Consider the following 16,288-nt stretch of genomic DNA (forward strand, 5'->3'; position numbering starts at 1 on the left):
GTGACAAAACCATGACACCCAAAGCGCCTCCAAAGAGATCGACAAATCGCGCAGCCGGTGTCGCCTATAACAACCTCCGCTCCAGGAGATCCGCCATGCTACGACGCCTCGAATCCTCCAGCTCCCCCTCGCTGCGCTTGCCGCTTTCCCTGCTGACCACGCTGCTACTCGGCTGCGGCCTCGCTCTCTCGGCTCAGGCCGCCGACGAGTGCCCGCAACGCGGGGACCTGGCGCCCATGTACTGCGACGCCGATGGCGATCTGGTCGCCGATGCGCCGACCGACGAATCCCAGTATCTCGATCCCGATCCGCTGGTCTTCGCCTATACCCCGGTCGAGGACCCGGCGATCTACGCCGATATCTGGGAGCCGTTCATCGAGCACCTCCGCGACGTCACCGGCAAGGACGTTCGCTTCTACGCCGTGCAATCGAATGCTGCCGAGATCGAAGCGATGCGCAGCGGACGCATCCAGGTCGCGGGCTTCTCCACCGGGCCGACGCCGTTCGCGGTCAACCTCGCCGGAGCGGTGCCGTTCGCGATCATGGGCAGCGACGACGGCGAGTTCGGCTATACCTTGCAGGTCTACACCCGCAAGGACAGCGGCATCGACGAGCTGAGCGATCTCAAGGGCAAGCGCGTGGCGCACACCTCCCCTACCTCCAACTCCGGTAACCTGGCACCGCGCGCCCTGTTCCCGAAGCAGGGCATTACCCCCGACGAAGACTATGAAGTGGTCTACTCGGGCTCCCACGACCAGTCGATGCTGGGCGTGGTGGCGGGGGACTACGACGCGGCACCGGTCGCCTCCGAGGTGGTCGATCGGATGGCCGAGCGGGGTCTCTACGATCCGGAAGAGGTCAAGATCGTGTTCGAGTCCAAGCGCTTCCCCACCACCTCCTATACCTATGCCTACAACCTCAAGCCCGAGCTGATCGACAAGATCAAGGAGGCCTTCTTCAGCTTCGACATGAAAGGCACCGAGCTGGGCGAGGAGTTCGACGGCGTGACCAAGTTCGTCCCGGTCACTTACCAGAAGGACTGGGAAGTCATCCGCGACATCCAGGATGCCAACGGCGTCGTCTACTCCCAGGAAAACGTCGAGTAATCCGCCGACCCACCAGGCGGCGCCATCTGCCATGAAGGCCGATGGCGCCGTCACAGAGGATCTCCCATGCTGCGCATTCAGAATCTGATCAAACGGTACGGCCATGGCGAGCCGGTGCTGCGCGGGCTCGATCTCGACGTTCCCGGAGAATCGGTGGTATCGATCATCGGCGCTTCGGGGGCCGGCAAGAGCACCCTGCTGCGCTGCATCAACCGACTGGTGGAACCCACGGAAGGCAGCATCGAGCTCAACGGCCTGGAGTTGACGCATCTCAAGCGTGAAGAGCTGCGCAAGGCGCGCCGGCGCATCGGGATGATCTTCCAGGGCTTCAACCTGGTGGATCGCCTGACGGTGATGGAGAACGTCCAGTGCGGGAGGCTGGGTTACATCCCCTACTGGCGGGCGGCACTGCGCAAGTACCCGGCGGAAGACATCGAGCGCGCCTACCACCTGATGGAGCGCGTCGGCATCGCACACTACGCCAACAAACGCGCCGATGCGCTCTCCGGTGGCGAACGTCAGCGTGTCGGCGTGGTTCGGGCGTTGATGCAGCAACCGGAAATTCTGCTCGCCGACGAGCCCACGGCCTCGCTGGATCCGGTGAGCTCGCGCCAGATCATGGAGCTTCTGCAGACGCTCTCCCAGGAGCTGTCGCTCCCGGTACTGATCAACATCCACAACGTGGCCGAAGCGCGGGAATACACCCAGCGCATCGTCGGCATGCGATTCGGCAAACTGATCTTCGACGGCGTTCCCGCCGACCTGGATCAGGAGGCGATGGATGCCGTCTACAGCGGCACACCGGGGGAAGCACGTCAGCAGGCCGAGAGCGGTCCGGCCCACTCCCCGGCGGTGGTGTCATGAGCACCAGCACCGATCAGACGGTCCCGTCGTCACGGCGACACTGGCGCAAGCCACCGTTCATCGCCAATCCAGTGCTGCGTTGGGGGCTGGTCGTGGGCGTCGCGATCTACGCCGTGTGGGCGATCTCGATCCTGCCGTTCGATCTCGATCGCATCAGCCAGGGCATGACCCGTGCCGCGCGGATCTTCTCCGGCGCCTTTCCGCCCAACTTCGACCGCTATGAGCTGCTCATCGACGGCTTCCTCGAAAGCCTGCAGATCGCCATCCTGGCGACACTGCTCGGCCTCGCGTTGAGCGTTCCCATCGCCTTCATGGCGGCCCGCAACATCGCCGCCAAGCCGATCTACATGATCGGCCGGGCCATCATCATCCTCGCACGCAGCTTCCATCCGGTGATCGTGGCGATCCTGTTCGTCAAGGCGGTGGGGTTCGGTCCGGTGGCCGGGATCCTGACGCTGACACTCTACTCGATCGGCTTCGTCGCCAAGATGCTGGCCGAGCGAATCGAGGAGATCGACTGGGGTCAGGTGGAAGCGCTGCGTGCCAGTGGCACCCGCTATATCAGCGTGCTGCAGTTCGCCGTGCTGCCGCAGATCATGCCGCGCCAGATCGGTCTAGGCATCTATCAGCTCGACAGCAACCTGCGGGCGTCGGCGGTGGTCGGCATCGTCGGCGCCGGCGGCATCGGCTCGACGCTGATGAACGCCTTCGGCCGCTACGACTACGACTTCGCCCTGGCGATCACGCTGGTGATCATCGGCGTGATTCTGGTCAGCGAAGCGATCAGCGGTCGGATCAGGAGGAACATCGGATGACCCAGCAGACCGTTGCCGAGCGCACCTGGGCGCGCTATACCCCGCAGCAGCGCTGGAAGCGCTTCCTGACAATGCTGGTCGTGGCGGCGGCCGTGGTGTGGGCGGTGGAGAGCATCGATATCATCTGGCCCTGGGTGTGGGATGCCCCGGCCCAGGTCGGTGACCTGTTCGGGCGCATGGTGCCGCCGGACGTGAGCAACCTGCGGGCGATTCTTTGGGCCCTGGTCGAGACGCTCAATATCGCCACCATCGCCACGTTCGTGGCCATCTTCCTGTCGCTGCCGATCGCCTACATCGCGGCCCAGAACACGACCCCCAACCGTTTCACGCTATGGCTGGGGCGTTTCATCCTGGTCTCGAGCCGCTCGGTCAACACGCTGATCTGGGCCCTGCTGTTCGTGGCGATCTTCGGCCCCGGCGTGCTGGCCGGGATCATCGCGATCATGTTCCGGTCGATCGGCTTTCTCGGCAAACTGCTGGGCGAGGCGATCGAGGAGATCGATCGGCGCCCGGTGGAGGCGCTGGAAGCGACCGGCGCCTCGCGAGCCAAGGTGGTGCTCTACGCGATCGTGCCGCAGGTCATGCCGACTTTCTTCGCGGTCGGCATCCTGCGCTGGGACATCAACCTGCGCGAGTCGACAGTGCTCGGCCTGGTCGGCGCCGGCGGAATCGGCGTGATCCTGCAGGGCGCCATCGACACGCTGGCGTGGCAGACCGTCGCCACCATCCTGCTGGCGATCATCGCCCTGGTCATCCTGGGCGAAGCGCTCGCCGCCTGGCTGCGCAAGAAGGTCATCTGACCGAGCCCTGCCACGGGAGGACCGCCGCCGGCTTCAGCCCGGCGGCGGCTGGGCGGATTCGCCGCGCTTGATTCGCTTCAGCCAGCGCTGCTTGGCGTACTTGCGCAGGTTATGCACGTTGTCGGTCTCGTCGATGATGTCCTGGCCCAGGATCGTCTCGATCACGTCTTCCATGGTGATCAGCCCGACCCAGTTGCCATGGTCGTCGTAGACCACGCGCAGGTGGTTGTGATCCTTGAGCATGGCGGTGAAGACATGCTCGACGCTGTCGTTCTCATCGATGATCGCGACGGAGTGCATCAGCGATTTCAGCCTCTCGCCATCCTCGGCGTGGTAGGTATCCGACTTGTGCACGTAGCCCAGGGCATCCTCGCCGCCATCCATCACCGGGAAACGCGTGAACTGCGTCTTGCCATAGCGCTCATCGAACTCGGCCACGGTCATGTGGGGCGTCACCGTTTCACATACGGTTCGCGGCGTCATCACGCTCTTCACCGGGATCTCGTGGAGATTGAGGATATTGGTGATGGTGCGGGTCTCGTCGGCATCCAGCGCCTTCTCTTCCAGCCCGATCCTCGCCAGCGCCTTGATCTCGCCGCGCATGTCGACATCGCCCTCGTTCTTGGCGATACGATTGGTGATCATCTCCGACAGCCAGATGAAGGGCAGCAGCAGCAACACCATGAAGCGCAGCGTCGGTGGCAGCAGAGGCGCCAGGCTGCGCCAGTAGGTCGCTCCGATGGTCTTGGGGATGATCTCCGAGAACACCAGGATGCCGAAGGTCATCAAGGCCGAGGCGATGGCCACGTGGGCATCGCCGAACACGACGGCCACTTGCGCGCCGACACCCGTGGCACCGACGGTGTGCGCGATAGTGTTGAGCGTGAGGATCGCCGCCAGCGGCCGATCGATATTCGACTTGAGCTTGTTGAGCTTGTCGTGAAGCCTGGGGCGGTCGTCCTTGAGCTGCGCGATATAGCTCGGTGTGAGCGAGAGCAGCGCGGCTTCCAGCACCGAACAGACGAAGGAAAAACCGATGGAGAGAACGACGAATGCCGTCAGCAGAAACATGGGGGGTCGCTATGTGACTTGTGAGGACTCTTTATCCTGACTTGTCACGCAACTGTCAATGGCCTCCCGGAGAAACGCCGCCGACACCCCGTCGGACGTCGGCGGCATCAAAAGCCAGGTCGGGTCTGGCGGCTCAGTGGCCGAACTTCTCGTTCTCGCCGAGATCCGGCTGATGCTCCTTCTTCACGTTGGCCTTGGCGATCTCGTAGAGCTGGAACGTCTTGCTCTCACGCGACTGCCAGTGCTCGCCGAAGTCGATGTCGATCTCCATCATGGTGATGTCCGGATCCTCCTTGCCACCGGTGAACCAGGCGGCCACGAACGGATTCCAGTACTTCTCGATCAGCGCGGGATCGTCGTTGAGGCGTGCCCGGCCGGACATCGACACGTAGATGCCGTCATCCTGGTCCGAGAACGTGATGCAGACATCCTGATCCTGCTTCGCCTCGAACGACTTTTCGGCACTGCGGCGCGTATAGAACCAGAGCTTGCCGTCGTAGGCATCCTGCACCAGATGCATGGGGCGCGCTCGCGGCACGCCATCGTCGAGCGTGACCAACATGCCGACCTTGATCTTCTCGATCAGCTTCCAGATCTTCTGCTTGTGCTCGGGACTGGACATCGTTGCCTCCTGCTAATGTTGCCCGTGGCGGGGTTACCCCTTCGCCGGGCTGTCATCACGCCATCCGGGCGTGAGCGTCTTGCACTGACGTTCTGGGATCGTCTGGGCGTCTTGCAGCCTGGGCGACGCCCACCAAGAAGCCTAGTCGGGGCGCCCCGGTCCGGCAAACCGTCGCGATGCGGACCACGAGCTGACGCTATACTGGTGAACGTTCGCCCGATAACGCCACCATCACTCGCCCCGACCAAGGCGCCCATCATGCCCCTTTCTCGCCCTTTCTCGCTCGATCACGCCGCCCTGCTGGACGAACTGGCGGCCACCGACAACCTGCTCGTCATCCAGGACCTCGACGGCGTCTGCATGGGACTGGTCGGCAATCCGCTGACGCGCCAGTTGGAGCGACGCTACCTCGACGCCACCCGCCGGCTCGATGGCCATTTCTTCGTGCTGACCAACGGCGAGCACATTGGCTCCCGCGGCGTGAACGGCATCGTCGAGGCGCTGTTCGAGACGCCGGATCGTGCTGGCGAGCAGGGGCGCTACCTGCCCGGCCTGGCCGCCGGTGGCGTGCAGTGGCAGGACCGCTTCGGGGCGGTGTCGCACCCCGGCGTGAGCGACGCCGAGCTGGCGTTTCTGAAGACGTTTCCCGATCGGGCCGAGGCGTTCCTCGAGTCGCTGCTGTCGCAGCCACCCTACGACCTGCCGTCCGAGGCGAGACGCGACCTGATCGCCGCGGCGGTACTCGACAACATCGCCTCGCCGACACTCAACCTCAACGTCTTCCACCGTCACTGGCAGGCAACGCCGGAGCGCTATCGGGCACTACAGGCCGACGTCGCCGAGTTCATGCACGAGCGGCTCGGGGCGGCCCGCCGGTCGGGAATGAGTGACGCCTTCTTCATCCACTACGCGCCCAATGCCGGCCAGGATGGCGAGGGCAACGAGCGCCTGCGACAGGGCGACGAGAACGGGGAAGGGGCCGGCACCACCGATTTCCAACTGATGCTGCGCGGCGGCGTCAAGGAGGTGGGGGTGCTGGTCATCCTCAACCGCTACTACCATCGCCATACGGGGCATTATCCGTTGGGCGAGGGCTTCAACGCCCGCGAGGCGCCCCGCGATCAGGCGGCGTTGCTGGAACTGGCCCGCGACTATTTCGATCCCGCGCTGATGCCGCGCATCGTCGGGGTGGGAGATACCGTGACATCGTTCATTCCATCTGGCGATGCGGGCGGCGAGCGCCAGCGCGGCGGCAGCGACCGCGGTTTCCTGACGCTCGTTCAGCAACTGGGTAACGCTTTCGACAGCGGCAACCGGGTACTCTATGTCGACAGCAGCGGTGGCGAGGTTCGCCGCGCCGGCGTCGACGCCGAGCGGCTGGCGCGCCACGCCGGGAATCCCGACATCGACGTCTGGCCGGCCCTGGAAGGGATCAGCGATGCCGAGGATCCGTTGACGCTGGATGTGATCTTTCCCGAAGGCCACACCCAGTATGTCGACTTCTTCTGCGAGCTGGCCGCGCGGCGCTGATCAGACGGCCGGCACCGCGCGCCGCGACGGCTGCAGCCGTGGCTGCGTCGATGTGCTCTCCCCGCTCAAGGCGGGCGCCGGCATGTCGGCGAGCCGGAACGCCCCCACCGTCACGGCCAGACGCTGCGACTGGTGACGCAGCTCGGCCGCCGCCGTCGCGGTCTGCTGAACCATCGCCGCATTCTGCTGGGTGACCTGGTCGATCTCCGCCACGGCCTGATTGACCTGGCCGATCCCCTGACTCTGCTCGCTGGTCGCCGCGCTGATCTCGCCCAGCACGTCGGTCACCCGGGCGATGCTGGCAACGATCTCCTCCATCGCCTCGCCAGCATGGCGGACGCGCTCCGCACCCAGCTGCGTCTTGCCGCTGGCGACATCCACCAGCGACTTGATCTGGCGCGCGGCGTCGGCGCTGCGGCTGGCGAGGTTGCGCACTTCCTGGGCGACGACCGCGAATCCCTTGCCCTGTTCACCGGCGCGAGCAGCCTCCACCGAGGCGTTGAGCGCCAGCAGGTTGGTCTGGAACGCGATGCCATCCATGGTGGTGACGATCTCGGCGATCTGGCGCGAGGAGGCTTCGATCTCACCCATGGTATTGACGACGTCACCGACGACCTCGCCACCGCGGCGCGCCGCGTCGGTGGCGGATACCGCCATCTGATCGACCTGGCGCGCCGACTGCGCGGTGTGGTCGACCGTACTGGTGAGCTCCTCCATCGAGGCCGAGGTCTGCTGCAGGCTGGCCGCCATGGCATCGGTGCGGCGCGACAGATCTTCGCTACCGCTGGCGATCTCCTGGGATGCGGCGCGTACCGACTCGCTGCTCTCGCGCACCTCGAGCATGACCTCGTGCATCTTGTCGGCGAAGGCGTTGAACTGGATCGCCAGCTCGGCGCTCTCGTTGCGGCCGCGCACCGGCAGGCGCTGGGTGAGGTCTCCGTCGCCGGAAGCGATCTCGCGCATCCGCAACGCCAGCCGTCTGAGCGGCCGCGACAGGCTACCGCCGAGCAGCCAACCGGCGAACAGGCCCAGCAGCGCCACGCCGACACCCACCGCGAGCATCGCGAGCGTGTCGTGGTGACGCTGGCTGGCGAGCTGCTGGCGCAGGTCGGTCAGCCCGGCCATGACCACGCTCTGGGGCAGCCGGATCATCAGTACCCATGGCTTGCTGTCGGCCGGACCGACGGTGAACGGCCATAGCATCTCGATCTGGCCCTCGTGGCTGTCGAGGACCGGCTGCCCCTGGCGCGCCTCGGCAAGCCGGGCGTTGATGGCGGCATCGAAGAATGTCTCCGCGTTGCTGCCCACGCCGGAGGGTTCGCCGGTGCGGGCGGTAATCCCACCTTGCGGGGCGACCAGGGTCCAGTCACCGGCGCCGTCGTAGAGCGAGCGGCTGGCATCGGCCAGCAGCCCCTGGATGAAGTCGACGGAGAGGTCGACGCCGGCGCTACCGCGGAACTGGCCGTCGACCATGATCGGTACGTTGAAGGAGGTCACCATCAGCGTCTTGCCATTGTAGTCGTATGGCGCCGGGTCGATGATGCAGGGCTTGCCGGTCTCCTTGGGACAGAGGTAGTACTCCCCTTCTCGCACACCGCTGTCCATCGTCTTGCTGCTATCCATCGTCTCGCCCAGCGGCAGCACCGCGACCTTGCCATCCTCGGTCCGATACCACCACGGCATGAAGCGGCCATCCTCGCCGTAGCCGGCATCCTCTCTTCCGGTGTAGTAGCGGTCACTGCCGAAGGCATCGGGCTCCCAGCCGATGAAGGCGTCGAGCAGATCGGGATTGTCGACGACCGTCTGGCGCACCAGGTTGGAGAGTTCGTCGCGACCGAGGAGAAGCCGACGCCGACCCTGATCGTCGACCTCCCCCATCAGGGCATTGGTACTGGCCAGGTTTCGCGCCAGGGTCAGCGCGTGTTCGAGTCGGGCCTGGATGCTTTCGGCCTGGCGGCCGGCCACGGCAGAGAGGCGCCGGTCGATGCTCGACTCGAGCAGCGCATGGGTGCGAGCGTCCACCAGCGCCTGCGAGCGCGCGTCGGCATAAAAGGAGTAGCCCACCAGAGCAGCGGCGACCAGCACGATACAAGCGCCCACCAGAAGCGTGACCAGTGTGCGTATAGATTTGAAATGCATGGGGTATCCCTGCCATAGGAAGGCGCCGCCCGGGGCACGGCATCGAAATTGACAGAGGAGATATCGTCCATGTCGAAGGCAACTTTAGGCTTTCGGCGAAAACGGCTCGCGCTCGGCAGTACGACGTTGCATCGCGACTTGCCGAGGGGCGCCTGGCTGGTCCGGATGATGGCCGAGCGACCGGCGGGCGGGGCCGGGAGAGCGGGGTCTCCCGGTCCCGTACCCGGCGTCAGCCCGCCAGTACTTCGTCGACCAGCGCCTTGGCCTCCTGCTGAATCCGCTTGAGATGCGCGTCGCCCTCGAAGCTCTCGGCGTAGATCTTGTAGACGTCCTCGGTGCCGGAGGGACGTGCGGCGAACCAGCCGGCGTCGGTGACCACCTTGAGCCCGCCGATGGCGGCGCCGTTGCCGGGCGCCTCGGTCAACTTGCGGGTGATCGGGTGGCCCGCCAGCGTGTCGGCGCTGACCTGCTCGGGCGACAGCTTGCCGAGCCTCGCCTTCTGCTCACGGTTGGCCGGGGCATCGACGCGTTCGTAGACCGGCGCACCGAAGCGTTCGGTCAGCGCCTGGTAGCGCTCGCCCGGGTCCTTGCCGGTGACGGCGGTGATCTCGGCGGCAAGCAGGCCGAGAATGATGCCGTCCTTGTCGGTGGACCAGGGCTTGCCGTCCAGGGTCAGGAACGAGGCGCCGGCGGACTCTTCGCCACCGAAGCCGAGGCTGCCCTCGATCAGGCCGTCGACGAACCACTTGAAGCCCACCGGCACCTCGACCACGTCTCGACCCAGCCCTTGGGCGACGTAATCGATCATCGACGACGACACCAGGGTCTTGCCGATGGCGGCCTTGTCGCTCCAGTTCGGGCGATGGGTGAACAGATACTCGATGGCGACGGCGAGATAGTGGTTGGGATTCAGCAGTCCGGTCGAGCGGGCGACGATGCCGTGGCGATCGTGATCGGTATCGCAGGCGAAGGAGACATCGAAGCGATCCTTGTTCTCGATCAGCCCGGCCATGGCGTAGGGCGACGAGCAGTCCATGCGGATCTTGCCGTCCCAGTCGACGCGCATGAAGCGGAAGGTCGGATCGACGGTGGTCGAGATCACTTCCAGCGGCAGGTCGTACTTCGCGGCGATCCGCGGCCAGTAGTGCACCCCGGCACCGCCGAGGGGGTCGACGCCGAACCTGAGCCCGGAGTCACGGATCGCGGCCATGTCGATGACCTTGTCGAGGCCACCGACGTAGCTCTCGATATAGTCGAAACGCTGGGTGGTCGGCGCCTTCAAGGCTTCGGCATAACCGATGCGGCGAACGCCCTCGAGGCCGCCGGCGAGCAGTTCGTTGGCCCGCTCCTGGATCCACTTGGTGACGTTGGTATCGGCCGGCCCGCCGTTGGTCGGGTTGTACTTGAACCCGCCATCGCCCGGCGGGTTGTGCGAAGGGGTGATGACGATGCCGTCGGCCAGCCCGCCGCTGCGTCCCTGGTTGTAGACCAGAATGGCGTTGGAGATCGCCGGCGTCGGCGTGTACCCCACCTCGCCACCGGTTTCTTCGCAGCCGGCATCGATGCGCGTCTCGACACCATTGGCCGCCAGCACTTCCAGCGCCGAGCAGAATGCCGGCTCGGAGAGCGCGTGGGTGTCCATGCCGATGAACAGCGGGCCGTCGACACCCTGCGCTTCACGGTACTCGCAGATCGCCTGGGTCGTGGCCAGGATGTGCCATTCGTTGAAACTGGTCTTCAACGAGGAGCCGCGATGGCCCGAGGTGCCGAAAGCCACCTGCTGGCCCGGGTCGCTGGGGTCCGGCCGCTCGCTGTAGTAGCGCGACACCAGGCGCGGAATATTGGCGAGGCTGTGCTCGTCCGGCAAGCGTCCTGCTTGGGAATCGATGCTCATCGTCAGTTCCTTTCGATGGTCTGGGGAGGAATGCCTTTCTTATAGCAGACCATCTTCAACGCCCGACAGGCAAGATGAGCTCGGCCATGCTTGCCGCGTCTCACCTCGCCCGGTCGGTCGTACCGACAGACACCAGCCCATCGCCTACTGGCAGCTAGCCACCACCGTGTCGCCTTCGCCAGCCGGCACCGGCCTCGTTCTCACGCCCGCGAGTACCAGTGCGGCCGCGGCCAGCAGCAGCGTGCCCGCGGTGGCGCAGACGGCCAGCACGCCGCCGATGCCGAAGACAACGCCCCCCACGGCCGCTCCCAGGGCGATCGCCAGCTGGATCGATGCGACGATCAGGCCACCGCCACTCTCGGCTTCGTCCGGCACGACACGGGTGATCCAGGTCGACCAGGCCACCGGCACGGCGCCGAAGGCGAAGCCCCACAGCGCGACCATGAGGGCATCGGTCCCCAGCGAGAAGCCGCCCAGCGTCGCCAGCAGCCAGCCCAGCGAGCCCATGATCAGCGGCATCAGCACCAATGTCAGACGCAGGCTGCGCTCGAGCAGATACCCCGCGGCCAAGGTTCCGACGAAGTTAGCCACCCCGAACGCCAGCAGAGTCGATGACAGCGCATTGATCCCCATGTGCGACACGCCCTCGAGAAACGGACGGATGTAGGTGAAGAAGGCGAAATGGCCACAGAACACCAGCAGGATGGCGACGATACCGACCATCATGCCCGGTCGTTTCATCACGCTCACCAGCGTGCCGAGCGGGGTGGGACGCTCCGGCGTCATGGACGGCAAGGTGACGTACTGGAAGACCAGCGTCGCTACCGATATCGCCGTCGCGAGCAGAAACACGTTACGCCAGCCGACCAGGTCGCCGAGATAGCTGCCCAGTGCCGCGGCACTAATGGTGGCGATGGGGACGCCGGTAAAAAGCAGCGACAGCGCGCGCGGCACGTCGTGCTCCGGCACCAGTCGCATGACGGTAGCGGCGGAAAGCGCCCAGAATCCGCCCAGCGCCACGCCCAACAGCACCCGCCCGGCCAGCAGCCAGATCAGGTCCGGCGAGTAGGCGACCAACAGATTGGCAGCGATCATCAGTCCGGAAAACCCCAGCAGCACGTGGCGACGGTCGAGCCGCTGGGTGGCGGAGGTCACCAGCAACCCCGACAGCAGCGCCACCACCGCCGTCACCGTGACGGCCTGCCCTGCCTGGCCCTCGCTGATCGCCAGCGAGTCCGCCATTGGCGTCAGCAGGCTGGCCGGCAGAAACTCGGCCATCACCAGGCTGAAGACACCCAGCGTCAACGAGAAAACGGCGCTCCAGGCCCCTCGGGATGCCCCCGTCGGGCGCATGTCGTGCGAGTCGTTCGTGGTCATGTGAGACATCCATCGATCATTGAGATGCTGCGTAGACTAAAGTAGCATCGCAAGATCCGCTATCATCAAAACTCCAGGATCTTTGATCAAAAGTCCGAGATAACGATGAAACCCTCGATCTCTCAGTCGTCCTCCCCGCGCTCCCGGTCCCCCGACCGCCGATCGGCCGACACGCTATCGCCCGAGAGTCGCGTGCCTGACACCCCGCCGATGGAACAGCCGCCGCTCCGGAAGTCCAGCGAGTGGATCAACGCGCTCTTGCTCGGAATGCGGCTTTCGGGGTTGAGCTATCGGCGCGTGCAGATGAGAGCGCCGTTCGCCATCGCCTTCGACACCGATGCCACCTGCGCGCAGTTTCACTTCATCGCGCAAGGTTCGGCGATCCTGCGAATCGGCGACGACGTGCAGCAGCTGGAGAGCGGCGATGCGGTGCTGCTGCCGCGCGGCGGGCATCACTGCCTGCTCTCCTCCCCCGAGGTGGAGAGTCGTGACATCGAGCAGATCGACGCCATCCCGCTCTGCGACTCATTCAGCTGTATCGACGACGGCTCGGCGCGCCTCGAGCACGGTCAGGGCGTGCGGCTGTTCAGCGGCTGCATGCAGTTCGATCTCGGCGGCATGCAGCCCCTGGTCTCGATGATGCCTGCCGTGATGCACGTGGGAACGCTGCTGTCGCGCTACCCGGAGATGTTGCCGATGCTCGAGGCGATGGAGCGCGAGGCGAGCCTGAGCCGGGCCGGCGCTGCCGGCATCCTGTCGCGGCTGGCGGACGTGGTGGCCGCCAGTATCGTACGCGGCTGGGTCGAATGCGGCTGTGCGGAGATCGGCGGCTGGGTCGAGGCGCTGCGCGACCCACGCCTGGGCAAGGTGATCGCGGCCGTCCATCGCCAACCGGGACGCCACTGGAGCGTGGCCGACATGGCGGCGGAAATGGGCAGCTCACGCTCGGCCTTCGCCGAGCGCTTCCGCACTGTCCTGGGTGTTTCGCCACTGGGCTACGTGACGCAGCTACGGATGCGACTCGCCACGCAGTGGATCCGCGAGAAACGCCTCTCCATCGATCAAGTCGCCTGGCAGCTGGGCTACGGTTCCCAGGCCGCCTTCAGCCGCGCGTTCAAACGCGCCACCGGGCAGACACCGGGCGAGGCGCGGGGCGGCTGACGACCACGCCTTCCGCACCACGCCGTCGCTCGTCGGGTCACGCCATCGCCAGCGGCGGCACCAACCTGGGCAGCTGCGTTTCCAGCAGCCGGGCCACGGCCATCACGCGGTCGTCACGATAGCGCGGACCGACCAGATGCAGACCGACCGGCAAGCCGTTGTCGTCCAGACCGCAGGGCAGCGAGGCAGCGGGTTGCTGGGTGAGGTTGAAGGGGTAGCTGAACGGGGTCCAGTCCACCCAGTCGACATAGTCGCTGCCGGGTGGCACTTCATGACCGGCGGCGAAGGCCGACAACGGCATAGTCGGGGTCACCAGCAGATCGAACTCGCGGTGAAATTCGGCCATCCGCGCCACCAGAGCCGCGCGCTGCTCGCGAGCGACCAGGTAATCGGTCAGCGACAGTGTCTTGCCATGCTCGGCGATGGCACGCAGGCCCGGGTCCAGCGCTTCGATCTGGGCGTCGCTCAAGCCGTCCAGCAGCCGCGAGGCACCCGCGTGCCAGAGCGTATCGAAGCTCACCTTGGGCGAGTCGAACCCCGGATCGACGTCGATCACTTCCGCGCCCAGCGCCCGCAACCGTTCGACCGCCGCCTCCACGGCGCGCAGGATGTCCGGCGCCACCGAGACGTAGCCCAGATCACGGCTGTAGGCGATGCGCATGCCGTCCAGTCGACGCGGCGCGGCGGCCAGCCAGTCGAGCGGACAGTCAGGACCGGCGTAGCCGTCCCGCGCATCGGGCTGGGCGATCACCGAGAGCATCAGCGCGCTGTCGGCGGCCGTGCGCGTCATCGGCCCCAGGTGCGACAGGGTCGTCATGGCACTGGCCGGCCATTGAGGGATCCAGCCGAAGGTCGGCTTGATGCCGAACGTGCCGGTGAACGCGCAGGGAATCCGGATCGAGCCGCCGGCGTCGCTGCCCTGGTGCAGCATGCCCAGGTTGAGCGCTGCGGCGGCGCCGGCGCCGCCGGAAGACCCGCCGGCGGTCAGCTCGGGATTCCACGGATTGCGGGTGATGCCGTAAAGCGGGTTGTCGGTCACCCCCTTCCAGCCGAACTCCGGCGTGGTGGTCTTGCCCAGCAGCACGGCACCCGCCTCGCGCATCCGCGCCGTGAAAGGGGCATCGCTCGTCCAGGGGCCATCCGCCGACGTCGTCGTCGAGCCCTTGCGGGTCGGCATGCCGACGGTGAGGGTCAAATCCTTGATCGTGCTGGGCACGCCATCCAGCGGCCCCATCGGATCATGACGCCGCCAGCGCGCTTCCGATGCCCGCGCCGCCGCCAGCGCGCCCTCACCATCGACATGGCAGAAGGCGTTGACGACCGGGTTGTGGCGCTCGATGCGCGCCAGGCAGTCCCGGGTCAACTCCACCGGCGAGAGCTCGCCCCGCTCGAACAGCGCCAGGGCCTCGAGGGCGGTCAGATCGGCCAGCTCGGTCGTCGTTACATTGCGCATGCTGGTGTCCTCGTCGCTGCTCATGCCGCCGCCCCGGCCGCAAGCCCAGCCAGGTTCAGCGTCGCGTGCAGCAATACGTTGGCGCCGGCAGTGACATCTTCCGGCGCGGCGTACTCGCTCTCGTTGTGACTGATCCCCTTCTCGCAGGGGATGAAGATCATCGCCGCCGGCGCGATGTCGCCGATGAAGACGGCATCGTGCCCGGCGCCGCTGACGATATCCCGGTGTGCATAGCCGTTGGCCTGGGCACCCTGACGCACGGCGGCGATGCAATCGGCGGCGAAATGCTGCGGCGGATAATCGGCGGTGGGTGCGATCTCGATGGAGAGTCCGGTCTCGCGGGCGATGGCGTCCAGCGTCTGGCGAAACTCGGTGACGATCGCGTCGAGCACCTCGCCCTCGCTGTGCCGGAAGTCGACGCTCAGCGTCACCTGTCCTGGGATCACGTTGCGCGAGTTGGGCAGCAGCTGAAACGCCCCCACCGTCCCGCGGCCGTCGGGTTGGTGCGCCAGCGCGATCCGGTTGACCGCTTCGACCACCCGGGTCGCGCCCAGCAGCGCATCCTGGCGCAGATGCATCGGCGTCGAGCCGGAGTGGGCCGCCATGCCGGTCACCGTGACATCGAACCACTTCAGCCCCAGCGCCCCGGTGACCACGCCGATGGTCTTGCCCTCGTCCTCGAGGATCGGCCCTTGCTCGATATGGGCTTCGAGATAGGCCGCAAACCGGCCGGGGCGATTGGCATCGTCCCCGACGTAGCCAATCGCCTCGAGCGCTTCGCCCGCGGTGATGCCGTCGACATCCGTTCGCGACAGAGCATCTTCCAGCGTGAGCTGACCGGCAAACACGCCGGAGCCCATCATGCAGGGCGCGAAACGGCAGCCCTCTTCGTTGGTCCAGGAAACCAGCTCGATCGGCCGTTCGGTCTCGATGCCGTTGGCGTTGAGCGTTCGGATGACCTCAAGTGCCGCCAGCACACCGAAGCAACCGTCGTACTTGCCGCCGGTGGGCTGGGTGTCGATATGGCTGCCGATGACGACCGGGTCGGCGTCGGCGTTGCTGCCATCGCGGCGAGCGAAGAGGTTGCCGATGGCATCGAAGCGCACGGTCAGGCCTTCGGCCTCGCACCAGCGGATCAGCAGTTCACGACCTTCGCGGTCGAGCTCGGTCAGCGCCTGGCGATTGCAGCCCCCCTTGGGCGTGCCGCCGATCACGGCCAGCTCCATCAGTGTCTGCCAGAGGCGTTCGCCATCGATGGCGGGCACGTTGACCTCGGTCGAAAGTGTCTCGTTCATGTCGTTGTCCTTATCATCGAGATGAAGCACGGCGAACCTCGGCGCCATGGGTATTGTGCTTGAGCGTCAGTCGGCGATCGTCAGTTCTCACTATCGATACGTATCGATCGATCATGACGTCGCCGCCAGCGTCGGATCAAGCTCGCCGCAAGCCGAGACGC

At 66.0% G+C, this 16,288-nt stretch carries 13 protein-coding genes; 6 read left to right on the plus strand and 7 right to left on the minus strand.

The features are described from left to right. Positions 1-95 precede the first annotated feature (95 nt). The 4 genes from phnD (at position 96) to phnE (DOM45_RS00705) (ending at position 3,585) form a co-directional block, all read left to right on the plus strand. Positions 96-1,106, plus strand: a complete 1,011-nt coding sequence (gene phnD / locus DOM45_RS00690) for a phosphate/phosphite/phosphonate ABC transporter substrate-binding protein (RefSeq protein WP_110597596.1) — start codon at positions 96-98, stop codon at positions 1,104-1,106. Between the two features lie 66 nt (positions 1,107-1,172). Further along, a complete protein-coding gene (phnC, locus tag DOM45_RS00695) occupies positions 1,173-1,970 on the plus strand; it encodes a phosphonate ABC transporter ATP-binding protein (protein WP_110597597.1) in 798 nt (265 codons plus the stop codon). Then, on the plus strand, positions 1,967-2,785 hold the full coding sequence (gene phnE / locus DOM45_RS00700) for a phosphonate ABC transporter, permease protein PhnE (RefSeq protein WP_110597598.1): 819 nt from the start codon (positions 1,967-1,969) through the stop codon (positions 2,783-2,785). The genes phnC and phnE (DOM45_RS00700) overlap by 4 nt, the downstream gene beginning before the upstream one ends. Then, a complete protein-coding gene (gene phnE / locus DOM45_RS00705; RefSeq protein ID WP_110597599.1) occupies positions 2,782-3,585 on the plus strand; it encodes a phosphonate ABC transporter, permease protein PhnE in 804 nt (267 codons plus the stop codon). The genes phnE (DOM45_RS00700) and phnE (DOM45_RS00705) overlap by 4 nt, the downstream gene beginning before the upstream one ends. 33 nt (positions 3,586-3,618) lie before the next feature. Here phnE (DOM45_RS00705) and DOM45_RS00710 read toward each other — a convergent pair whose 3' ends face one another. Next, positions 3,619-4,656: a CNNM domain-containing protein gene (locus DOM45_RS00710; RefSeq protein WP_110597600.1), complete on the minus strand. Its 1,038-nt coding sequence runs from the start codon at positions 4,654-4,656 to the stop codon at positions 3,619-3,621. 133 nt (positions 4,657-4,789) lie between these two features. Further along, positions 4,790-5,278, minus strand: coding sequence for a pyridoxamine 5'-phosphate oxidase family protein (locus tag DOM45_RS00715; protein WP_110597601.1), 489 nt, complete (start codon positions 5,276-5,278; stop codon positions 4,790-4,792). Between the two features lie 258 nt (positions 5,279-5,536). Between DOM45_RS00715 and stpA the strand changes: the two genes are divergently transcribed. Further along, on the plus strand, positions 5,537-6,808 hold the full coding sequence (stpA, locus tag DOM45_RS00720) for a glucosylglycerol 3-phosphatase (protein WP_110597602.1): 1,272 nt from the start codon (positions 5,537-5,539) through the stop codon (positions 6,806-6,808). On the opposite strand, the gene DOM45_RS00725 is transcribed toward stpA, so the two are convergent. From DOM45_RS00725 to DOM45_RS00735, 3 genes are all read right to left on the minus strand, one after another. Continuing rightward, positions 6,809-8,947, minus strand: a complete 2,139-nt coding sequence (locus DOM45_RS00725; protein ID WP_110597603.1) for a methyl-accepting chemotaxis protein — start codon at positions 8,945-8,947, stop codon at positions 6,809-6,811. 229 nt (positions 8,948-9,176) lie between these two features. Then, positions 9,177-10,841: a phosphoglucomutase (alpha-D-glucose-1,6-bisphosphate-dependent) gene (gene pgm, locus DOM45_RS00730; RefSeq protein ID WP_110597604.1), complete on the minus strand. Its 1,665-nt coding sequence runs from the start codon at positions 10,839-10,841 to the stop codon at positions 9,177-9,179. A gap of 144 nt (positions 10,842-10,985) precedes the next feature. After that, on the minus strand, positions 10,986-12,218 hold the full coding sequence (locus tag DOM45_RS00735; protein WP_110597605.1) for an MFS transporter: 1,233 nt from the start codon (positions 12,216-12,218) through the stop codon (positions 10,986-10,988). 192 nt (positions 12,219-12,410) lie between these two features. Here DOM45_RS00735 and DOM45_RS00740 point away from each other — a divergent pair, with 192 nt between their 5' ends. Beyond that, entirely contained in the window at positions 12,411-13,379 is a 969-nt protein-coding gene (locus DOM45_RS00740; RefSeq protein ID WP_342588707.1) for an AraC family transcriptional regulator, read from the plus strand. Positions 13,380-13,416: 37 nt separating this feature from the next. Here the strand turns inward: DOM45_RS00740 and DOM45_RS00745 are convergent, their stop codons facing one another. Both DOM45_RS00745 and DOM45_RS00750 read right to left on the minus strand, forming a co-directional pair. Then, positions 13,417-14,856 (minus strand): amidase, encoded by a 1,440-nt coding sequence (locus DOM45_RS00745; RefSeq protein WP_240612243.1) that lies wholly within the window; start codon positions 14,854-14,856, stop codon positions 13,417-13,419. After that, complete coding sequence (locus tag DOM45_RS00750) at positions 14,853-16,127, minus strand: Zn-dependent hydrolase (protein WP_110597821.1); 1,275 nt, start codon at positions 16,125-16,127, stop codon at positions 14,853-14,855. Before DOM45_RS00750 ends, DOM45_RS00745 begins: the two co-directional genes overlap by 4 nt. Between the last annotated feature and the right edge of the window lie 161 nt (positions 16,128-16,288).

It is taken from the genome of Salinicola lusitanus (assembly GCF_003206045.1).
Classification (GTDB): Bacteria; Pseudomonadota; Gammaproteobacteria; order Pseudomonadales; family Halomonadaceae; genus Salinicola; species Salinicola lusitanus.